Source organism: Nostoc sp. NOS(2021), from assembly GCF_017115025.1.
Classification (GTDB): domain Bacteria; phylum Cyanobacteriota; class Cyanobacteriia; order Cyanobacteriales; family Nostocaceae; genus Nostoc.
The window spans coordinates 37,553-46,971 of record NZ_JABXKM010000016.1; the positions used below are offsets into that span (position 1 = coordinate 37,553).

The following is a 9,419-nucleotide window of genomic DNA, read 5'->3' on the forward strand; positions in this document are numbered from 1 at the left end:
AATTTCGGGAATCAAAAACCAAGCTGAAAAACAATGCAAGCTAGCACCAACAGCCATTTCAGGCTTTCGATAACTCTGAGATTATCGAAAAAAGTCCGTAATTACTTTTACTGGAACCAAATACAAAGGCTTTCAGAACTTTATCTAAACCCACCAAAGCCTCAGAATCCTTACTGGGTAGTAGTTTGGAGGAGGTTTTACAATCTGCTCTTTGCCCTGCAAAAACTAGATAAATTAAGGCGATCGCAGAACAAAGATTTTCCCAAAATGGGAATTATTTTTGTAAATCCTGGGGAGGTGAAAGCATGAGCGCATCACCCAACCAAGAGTTCAACATAGGCGATCGCTGTAGTTGGACTAATGCACCCGATTGGTGGAATCCGACAGGAGAGAAGATTAGAGGCATTGAGGGCGATACAGCTTTGCTCGATTACTCGGCAGTTGCAATCCAAATCGCACATTTAATATTGATTAATTCTGCGCCAAAGTTAGAGTCATCGCCATCTGAGAAATCAAAAGTTTTCCCAATTTTGGGAAAAATTACCGTAAATAAGGGGGTGGCAGCATGAATCACAAAGGATTCGGCAAAATAGCCTCACCCAAAAAATCGCTACGCCAAGAACTAAGGCAGGTTTTTAGAATAGTCAACAGCCGAGGTAATCGGAAAAATGCCCCAAGGGTTTTGGACGAAATCTCAAGACTAAAGTCCAGCCAGGATGACAAGACGCAAGGCGATGGAGATAATAGCGAAATTCAAGTACTGCCATTCGCACCTTATACTTTCCCAGTCAGAGAAAATTTTGAACCAACTCACTGTCAAGAGTGGTGTCAAAGAACTCACTATCAAGAGTGGTGTCAAAGTGCAATTGACCCGGAAATAGTGGGGCTTAACTTCAAATCGCTCTCAGGCAATGAAGTCTTTGAATATCTTCTCTACTCCGATAAAATCAGCCGCCGCAATGATGGACGGTTACGCGATGGGGATATGAGGCGGTATGACCATTTAGCTGATGGTGGTTGGTGGTGCGGTGGTGTTGATATTCTCACTGGGGCAGATTCCCTCTGGGGATGCTTAAAGCCCAACACGTCAAGGACAGGTCAGGATAGCAGCAAGACAATTAAGTATGAGCATCCCCCAAAAGTTGACACAGAAATTTTTGCTTTAAGAATTCCCGCTCGGATTTGGGAATTAATTAGCCGCCGCTACGATGTGGCATTACCAGACAATTACAAAAGTTTACACTACAGTGATTTTTGGCTATGGGTAAGAGAGAATAGCCAAATTCCCGTTATTATCTGCGAGGGTGCTAAAAAAGCAGCTGCAATTTTATCTTGTGGTTACGTTGCGATCGGACTACCCGGAGTATGGGGAGGCCGCCGCCAACCCAAGGATGAATACGGCGAGAATAATGGCGAACCATACCTTATCCCACAGTTAGCGGTATTTGCTGAACCAGGGCGGCGAATTTACTTTTGCTTTGATGCCGATGTGAAACGCACGACAATTCGAGCCGTAAATAGTGCGATCGCTAAAACTGCCAAGCTTTTATCTTTGCGTGGCTGTGAAATTAAAGTAATGGGTTGGCATTCAGCATTAGGTAAAGGAGTTGATGATGTCATAGCCGCTTGCGGTCGTGAGCAATTTGATACTATTTACTGCGATGCCTACAAATTGGATGAGTGGCACACCAAACAGTCAAGGCGGCTCACGTATATTCCAGACTTGAGCTTAAATCAGCGTTATTTGGGTGAGTTGGCAATTCCATCAGGTAAGCAGCTAATCGCTATCAAATCACCAAAAAATACGGGTAAAACTCATTTCTTCCAATGGATAACTGACCCTATAATTCGCAGTGGTGAGAGAGAGGTGTTGATCCTCGTTCATCGGGTGCAGTTGGGAGTCGATCTTGTAAATAAATTGGGATTACCTTTTGTTACTGAGCTTAGAGAAACTGCGGAAGGCTCACGCTTCGGTATGGGATTGTGTATTGATAGCTTACATCCAAAAAGCCAAGCCAAGTTTAACCCTGATGAATGGAAAGGGTGCTGGTTGATTCTAGATGAAATTATGCAGTTAATCTGGCATTTATTGAACAGTTCGACTTGTCAGAGCGATAGAGTAGCCATAATAAAAAACTTCAAGCAGGTGCTACTTAATGTTGTTAATTATGGTGGTAAAATATTCATTGCCGATGCTGATTTAAACGATATTGGTATTGACTTTATCAAAGGATTGTTAGGACAAGAGATTGACACTTTTATCGTTGAAAACACATTTAAATTTAACGAACCTTGGCAGATAAATTTAGCCACAGGTAAAAATCCAGCACAATTAGTAAAACTCCTTACCCAAAAGCTAAAAAATCGGGAGAAGTGTTTTGTTGCTTTATCTGGACAACAGGCTAATTCTAAATGGGGTTCTCGTAACTTGGAGGCATACTATAGAAATCTCCTACCACACCTAAGAATTTTACGAATTGATTCTAAAACTATAGCTGACCCTCAGCATCCAGCTTTTGGATGTACAAGCGATTTAAATAAGGTAATTAAAGATTATGATTTAATTTTGACAACCTCAACAATTGAGACTGGGGTATCAATTGAAGAGAAACATTTTGATTGTGTTTTTGGGATTTTTCAAGGTGTACAAACTCCCGATGGTGTCAGACAGCACTTATCGCGCTACCGTCCTCCAGTTCCTCGTTATATCTGGCTTGCTCCGGTAGGAATTAACAGGGTAGGCAATGGCTCAAATAGTGTAAAGGGATTGCTATCAGGTGAGTACAGAAAAAATAAAGCTAATATCAAAAAACTAATTGAATTCGGATTTGAGGAAACAATAGAAGGAAATTTTGAGAGCATCTGCATATATACTTGGGCTAAGTTGGGAGCAATCATCAACGATGGTATGAACAAGTATTCTAAGCAAATTATTGCTGATTTAAAAGATGAGGGGCATATCATCTGTGAGATAAATGAAGATGAATTGCCAGAACCAGCAGAAGTAGAAATTACCAAGCAAGAAATTTACGCTACCTGCGAAAAAGAATATGCTGGACACTGTGAAAATGTAACCGACTCTAAAAGCATTACAGATGAGCAGTATTTGAGGCTAGATAAGCAAAACTGTAAAACTGAAGTAGAACAGCTACAACATAGAAAAGGTGAACTCGAAAGGCGTTATAGCGTTCCCGTTACTTCAGAATTAGTAGAGAAAGATGATAAAGGCTGGTATTCTTTAATTCGATTACATTACTACCTTGGCTTGGGTAGAGAGTTTCTACCGGATAGGGAAAAAAATGTCATGTCTACCGCTTTGAAAAATGGCGATGGTGATTACTTCATTCCCGACACGAATAAAACCCTTATTGGTAAGAAAATTGATGCTTTAGACTGGATTAATTACGAAGAACTGCTAGAAACAGACGGATTGAGCAACAATCACCCATTAGCACAAACAACACTTGAAAAAGTAAAAATTCATCAATACGATTTAAGCTTAATTCTTGGTGCTAAAAGTAATGTTTTTGGGAAACTGAAGACCCCAATGCAAGTTTGTCAAAAACTAGCGTCTCTTACTGGGAGGAAATTTCCCCGGTTACGGCGGGAAGGAATACGAGGCAACCAAGTTTGGATTTACGGTGTCGCTGCCCCAGACTTCCAAAAAGATGATGAGGGGCATCTGATTTTAGTAGATGGTCGCGCTGTTCCCATTAGCGATCGCCGCGAGGAAGTTTTCACGGCATGGGTAGAGCGCGATATCCTAACTAGGGAAAAATTAGCCGCCGCCAAACTGGAAGCACAAGCACAAGCACAAGCACAAGCACAAACAATAATTTCATCTTCCCAATTGTCAGCAGTTGCAGAAACTGAAATTAATAAGCTTCCGATATTAGAAGATCAGTACACAGAACAGAAAACACAGGAAATCGCAGTTGCACAACAGCCATCACTACCTACTCTGGAAGAAATTAAGTTAGCTGAACTCAAAGATTGCAAGTCAGAGGTCAGCGAAGAAACTGATAAGCAATTACCCGTATGGGCTGGGTTAAAATTGAAATTGCAGCAGGGATTACAGGATGCTGGCAGGTTTTATAAAGAAACAGTTTCAGAAATTGGCGAGGCCATTGGGGTCGCTGATAGTGAGCCGTTTTGGAATGTGTACTCAAATCGCTGGCACGTTGCCGTTAACTTTGCCTGTGGGTGTAAATCCGTTGCCTGTGACTGGGTAGCAATCGCGTAATCTCGAAATACCTAGTCCAGAAATTCCCGACCATTAGCATTCTCTATTCTTTCGCATCCACACCCCTTCAGTATCAACTTGGAGGGGATTTTGACTGTAACAATGCCCCAATCATCACGAAGTACAGAGAGGCAGTCTATAGCCGATTTTATCAGTGCTAGATTCACCGTGACTACCAAATCAATTTAAGGATGGGAGTTTAGTTTCTGGATTTGGTAGTCACGGTTAGTTAGTGCGTAGTCATGATAATTAATATCTATTTATTAGAGCGCGTGACTACCGATATATCGTTACCTTCTGATTAGTAATTGGAGGTTTTGGGGTTTGGTAGTCATGGTTTGGTAGTCACGATGATTAATATCTATTTATATAGAGCGCGTGACTACGGTATCAGAATTTGATACAAAATGAGGTTATTTTCAGTGGTGACTACCAAAAGTTGTATAAAAGCCAGCATTGTCAAACGAGTACAGCGATGCCGTTTGCGGAGCGTCTCCAAGAGTTGGCGGTGCGTCCGTGCCACTGGGAAAAATAGAGAGTTAGGAGTTAGCGATCGCGCTGTGAAAAATTGAGAAGCGAAAAAATGTTTGGTGGCAGTGGTTAGTGATCGCATTCTTAGCGGGCAATTACGCCGGGAGCCAAACTCCACTAGCGCGGTCATAAAAGTTATGCTCTAAAATTTTCAATAGGCATAACTTTTGTAATTGCCATGACTAGCCAAAAAACTGGATTTTCCCATTTTGGGAAAAATTAACAACACTTTCACCAGAGTAAATGTAAGGGAGTTATCGTGGCTCTGTGCGATCGCTCGGAGTCAACCCATTTATGACAATTCCGCCTTTGAGAGGGATATGTTTGTCCTGGTAAGACATTACTTATCAGAACAGCACTTCTAATAACCTAGATTCTCATAACTAATTCATGTTGCTAGCTGGATGCCTAAGCCAGGAAGTCACCCCCCTGACTTAGGCATCCAGCTACCCTACTGGGTCGTCTCTGCCAATGCCAAGCGATCGCAACTCGGCGCGGGGGAGTAGGAGTTAAAGCCCTTAACCGTGATTTGCTCCTCAGCTTGGTCGCTGGGAACAGTCCACGCTTTGGAGCGATTGGATGTCTGGATTGTTACCACGATCTCATCGCTTGCGGAGACTATCGCCTAACGTCGGATCAATCCTTTGACGCGCCCATTACACGTAATAACCCTTACGTGTAATCTTTAATCCACGATCCTAATCAATAAATCGAAGGCATTTTTTAAGATTAATTTATGCAATCTTTACACATTAAATAATTAATGAAGATTTGATAAAATCTAATTTTTCTTTAGCTACAAAAATAAATAACGCATTATTATCCTTTGATAAATGTATTTTTTGTTCTATAAACAATAAGAGCAAGCTATTATTGCCTGCTCAAATTTATCTCAATACTTAAATAAATAGGAATAAATGCTATGAAGATAGGTTCCTCATTTTTTCTTACTGCTGCAATTACAGTTATTGGTGCGTCTACTTCCATAGCACAAGCAGCTATCATCCAGAATGGGGGATTTGAAACGGGAGATTTTACAGGATGGACTACTTCTGATTTGACTTATAGTGGAGTTGTAGATTCTCGCATTTATTCTAGTCCTGATCTTAATTCCCACAGTGGTAATTACTATGCCTCCTTAGGCCCTATTGGCAGCATCGGGTTTCTGTCGCAGAATATCTTTACAACAGTTGGTCAAACTTACGAACTCAATTTGTTTCTAAAAAATCAGAGTCAGAATGCATTTCCAAATCAGTTTCAGATATTTATTAATGGAGATAACATCTTCAATGAAATTAACATCAACCCTTTAGATTACACTAAATACTCGTTTAACTTTATAGCAACAGCAGCGTCTACAGAAGTGAAATTTGGTGTTCGGAATGATCCTGAACATTTATTTTTAGATGATGTGAATGTTATTCCCATTGCTGTTCCTGAACCCCTTTCATTAGGTGGTATAGTAGTTGCTGGTGCTATTGGGTTGTGGATGAAGCGTAAGTAATATTCATTTGTATGTAGTCACTTTTCTGAGTATCTTGGGCTTAACGTACATTCCTGTTCCATTGCTACCAGAACCCCTAGTCTGGCTGATAAACTTTCACAAATACAAAAAACTCCACTTTTTGATCACTGGCGAGACACCCTTCACATCTTATCTGTTCACACTCGCCCAAACTTACTCCGTGATATAAACGCATTAACTCCTGTTATGTTTACTCTAGATGGTCAACAAGCAGTGAAATATACAGCTTTAGCCATCCAAGACGTGTCACGCTGGTGGGGCTAAAGAACAACACATGAAAGTTAGCGATCGCGTTCCAGTTTTGAGCCATTACGTGTAATAGGTGGCTCAAAGTTCTTAAAAACTTCGACTTCGCAACTGACATGCTCTTAATAGGCAAGTTTGAGAGACTGAATAGCACGAAGAGTTGATTTTGGGGTTCAGCCGGGATACGCGCAAATTGGGACACGTTGTAAATTTTTATTGCAGAGCGTATTTTATTGATTTACTAACTTGCCCATAAATAATATTGGACAATCAAAATTTTGCACGGTAAAATCAACTCTTCACCCCAATAACCCCTCAAGCTTGCCCATAAACAATCATTTTTGGGAATGTTTCAACTGGAGAAATAAAGTAAAGCTTGGGATTGAAACAACCGTATATCAAGGGTTTGGCTTGATGTCCGTTACAGAATTTTACAACGTGTCCAATTTTGCAGATATCCCGGCTGAATCCCACATAGAATTTAGGGTTCTGTGATGCTATGCTATTTTTGATTACCTGCGTAATCGATGAAGGTGTGTATGACTCATCTTTTATCGTCGTGGAAGCGGAATCTGAGTTAGAGATTGCCGAACACATGCTGTCCGACACTTCAATTTGGGAATGGTTTCTAGACCGAGCATACCCGCATGATTGGCAGCAACGTCAACGAAAATTTGCAGGATCTTTGATGGACTGTATCCGCTCTAATCCTGCCATGAGTCCACAAGAATTACTGGATTTGATTAACATCACTTCTGTGGACGGTGACTCTACATCGCAATTGAGGATTCATCCAATCACCGTGCGACCCTTAACGGAGGTAGAAACTGATCCTTGGAAGCGCGAAGATTTAAACAGAAGAAGTACTGGCTGTTGAACGTTTACGCATTCAGTACTGGTGTATTTCAGTACTTGCTCAAATTAACAAGCCATACGTTTCAAGCTGTATTCTTTTGTGTTTAAATATTTGGCGAAATAAAATTATACTAAAAATCACGTCTAATTCATCATCAACTTTTCAACTAGAAATCCGCTTCTCAACTATCAACATTAAGCCTTTCAATTTGCCATCTTCTGTAAAACTTTGGCTAGTGCGACATTTATTATCATTATTTACAAGATTAATCATTTTCGTTGCAAATAATTGTCCCGTTGCTTTATTCCAGACATTAAAAATAATAATGCTATCTCCATGTTCACGGGCAATAGTGGTGTAATTTTCCCATGCAGGAACATCTACAGCTTCTATTTCTATTTCATCATTACTAATTACCTTACCAACAAAACTGTTAGTGACAATTCTACCGTCAGCATAATGGTAAGTATTGGTTTGTAGCCATTGATTATCAACTATCTTTTGTGTAACTTCTGCTTCAAAGCGTTCTGTTTCTTGAGCATTAGCATCCATTCTGATCCAATAGCCTGACCAAGTGCCAATATGTTTAGGGAAAACCTGAAAATCACTCAACTGATGTCCGGGTGTCGATTGAACGCATACCACTGCAAAAACTTTATAAACTCCGGCTTGATATCATTCGGACTTGCGTCTAGAACGCGCCCAGACTCGCGGTAAACACTCGCCAAGTCTCCTAGCCTATATTCTGCTAATGCCAGCAGTTCTGAGCGCGGCAGAGTGTTACCTGAGCGTACTTTGTCCTCAAGCTCCTGTACCCAATTTGGGGTTTTTTCAATTTCAAAATTTTCGCCGCCCGCGCCGCCCGGAATATTTCCCTTCATGAAAATACAATTCTGGCCTTGAGAATTTGATCCTCGATCCGGCGTTTCTTGCTGAGTATCTTGTAATACGTCTACCTCTACTGTTTTTACGAACCCCTGATCGGCCTCTTTATTTTTTTTTCCGGGAAAAAAATCTAAGCTTTGGTCTTCAATGTGTGTGTTTTCCGCCCCGGCCTGTGTACTCACATGAGAAGTATTTGATGTATTTTTTGCCGTATTCTCTGAGGGGTCTAGGACGCTTACTGGCTCTGGTATTGAGTCCTGGGGTAATGTCCCATTGGGAACTACTTGTATGTCCGGTTGGGAACTACTTGTAGTTCCGGGTGGGCAGTTCTTGTATGTCCCATTGGGAACTACTTGTATGTCCCAATGGGACATTAAGCCCGTAGTAAGGGTTTCAGCCACCTTTGTTAGTTTTTCCCGTAGTTGGTCGATGATGGACAGAGGTGCAACTTTTAATTGTTGGCAATTCTCAAAAAAGCTATTAGCGATCGCATATATTTCCACCAAATTAAGGTAGAATCGACTGAGCAAGGCTGCTTAATGCCCGGCGTTTGAATGCCTTCAATGCGTACAGTGAGCCAACGATCGACCGTGTAACTGCCCACGGTAAAGGGGATTGCAAAACCTCGAACGGTCTAGTAACCATCAAGGCGGTTGAATAAGCCAAAGCGTCGTTAAAAATCCCTGACCTACGGAGAAACCAGTCAGGAAAAAATATTAAAACCAAGAGTGCTTTAAAGCGCTGCTTTGCTGTATAAAAAAACACAGCAAAAAAAGCCAGATTTTAAGCGCCGTATTATCGCGTTTGAAAGTTTTAGAGTGCTTGTGGTGGCAGTGGCGCATCTTAGTTTCAGCCAAGCGCGTACAATTTACCCAGTTTGGCACGGTGACGCCGTGTCCGGTGTACGCGTCATATTATGGACAGTCTACTACGCTCTGATCCCCATTTTTTCGTTGAGAGACGCGCCACTGTACAGTAATTGCGAACAGTTATCAATTAATCAATACTCCATCTTGGCTCAATGCCAAATAGCCAGGTATATTCCTATCCCCAATTCCAGACTGAAATTATTTTTCTATATAGCCACCAGCGTAGTCAATTACGCAGATTGTTCTATATACTTTGTGAGTTCC

Annotated in this window: 9 protein-coding genes; 5 read left to right on the top strand and 4 right to left on the bottom strand. The window is 41.2% G+C overall.

What is annotated here, in order from left to right; genetic code table 11:
- Positions 1 to 33 precede the first annotated feature (33 nt).
- Genes HWQ41_RS00640 through HWQ41_RS00650 form a run of 3 tightly spaced genes read left to right on the top strand, consistent with a single transcriptional unit; the run spans position 34 to position 4,243 of the window.
- Positions 34 to 309, top strand: a complete 276-nt coding sequence (locus tag HWQ41_RS00640) for a hypothetical protein (RefSeq protein WP_292758834.1) — start codon at positions 34 to 36, stop codon at positions 307 to 309.
- Positions 306 to 569 (top strand): hypothetical protein, encoded by a 264-nt coding sequence (locus HWQ41_RS00645; RefSeq protein ID WP_292758838.1) that lies wholly within the window; start codon positions 306 to 308, stop codon positions 567 to 569. Before HWQ41_RS00640 ends, HWQ41_RS00645 begins: the two co-directional genes overlap by 4 nt.
- Positions 566 to 4,243: a plasmid replication protein, CyRepA1 family gene (locus HWQ41_RS00650; RefSeq protein WP_292758840.1), complete on the top strand. Its 3,678-nt coding sequence runs from the start codon at positions 566 to 568 to the stop codon at positions 4,241 to 4,243. Before HWQ41_RS00645 ends, HWQ41_RS00650 begins: the two co-directional genes overlap by 4 nt.
- A gap of 382 nt (positions 4,244 to 4,625) precedes the next feature.
- Here the strand turns inward: HWQ41_RS00650 and HWQ41_RS00655 are convergent, their stop codons facing one another.
- Together HWQ41_RS00655 and HWQ41_RS00660 are read right to left on the bottom strand one after the other, a co-directional pair.
- Positions 4,626 to 4,904, bottom strand: a complete 279-nt coding sequence (locus HWQ41_RS00655) for a hypothetical protein (protein ID WP_292758843.1) — start codon at positions 4,902 to 4,904, stop codon at positions 4,626 to 4,628.
- A 321-nt stretch (positions 4,905 to 5,225) separates the two neighbouring features.
- Positions 5,226 to 5,372 (bottom strand): hypothetical protein, encoded by a 147-nt coding sequence (locus HWQ41_RS00660; protein ID WP_292758846.1) that lies wholly within the window; start codon positions 5,370 to 5,372, stop codon positions 5,226 to 5,228.
- 324 nt (positions 5,373 to 5,696) lie between these two features.
- On the opposite strand from HWQ41_RS00660, the gene HWQ41_RS00665 reads away from it, so the two are divergent.
- Positions 5,697 to 6,278, top strand: a complete 582-nt coding sequence (locus HWQ41_RS00665) for a hypothetical protein (protein WP_292758849.1) — start codon at positions 5,697 to 5,699, stop codon at positions 6,276 to 6,278.
- Positions 6,279 to 7,044: 766 nt separating this feature from the next.
- Positions 7,045 to 7,422, top strand: coding sequence for a hypothetical protein (locus tag HWQ41_RS00670; RefSeq protein WP_292758852.1), 378 nt, complete (start codon positions 7,045 to 7,047; stop codon positions 7,420 to 7,422).
- 141 nt (positions 7,423 to 7,563) lie between these two features.
- On the opposite strand, the gene HWQ41_RS00675 is transcribed toward HWQ41_RS00670, so the two are convergent.
- A complete protein-coding gene (locus tag HWQ41_RS00675) occupies positions 7,564 to 8,046 on the bottom strand; it encodes a DUF3598 family protein (protein ID WP_292758855.1) in 483 nt (160 codons plus the stop codon).
- Positions 8,010 to 8,816 carry a hypothetical protein gene (locus HWQ41_RS00680; RefSeq protein WP_292758858.1) on the bottom strand — a complete coding sequence of 269 codons (807 nt, stop codon included), beginning with the start codon at positions 8,814 to 8,816 and terminating at the stop codon, positions 8,010 to 8,012. Before HWQ41_RS00680 ends, HWQ41_RS00675 begins: the two co-directional genes overlap by 37 nt.
- Positions 8,817 to 9,419 lie beyond the last annotated feature (603 nt).

What these genes read in the sequence shown, in the direction of transcription:
- HWQ41_RS00640 (WP_292758834.1), top strand. Translation starts at nt 34, where the DNA reads ATGCAAGCTAGCACCAACAGCCATTTCAGGCTTTCGATAACTCTGAGA.
- HWQ41_RS00645 (WP_292758838.1), top strand. Translation starts at nt 306, where the DNA reads ATGAGCGCATCACCCAACCAAGAGTTCAACATAGGCGATCGCTGTAGT.
- HWQ41_RS00650 (WP_292758840.1), top strand. Translation starts at nt 566, where the DNA reads ATGAATCACAAAGGATTCGGCAAAATAGCCTCACCCAAAAAATCGCTA.
- HWQ41_RS00655 (WP_292758843.1), bottom strand. Translation starts at nt 4,904, where the DNA reads ATGACCGCGCTAGTGGAGTTTGGCTCCCGGCGTAATTGCCCGCTAAGA.
- HWQ41_RS00665 (WP_292758849.1), top strand. Translation starts at nt 5,697, where the DNA reads ATGAAGATAGGTTCCTCATTTTTTCTTACTGCTGCAATTACAGTTATT.
- HWQ41_RS00670 (WP_292758852.1), top strand. Translation starts at nt 7,045, where the DNA reads ATGCTATTTTTGATTACCTGCGTAATCGATGAAGGTGTGTATGACTCA.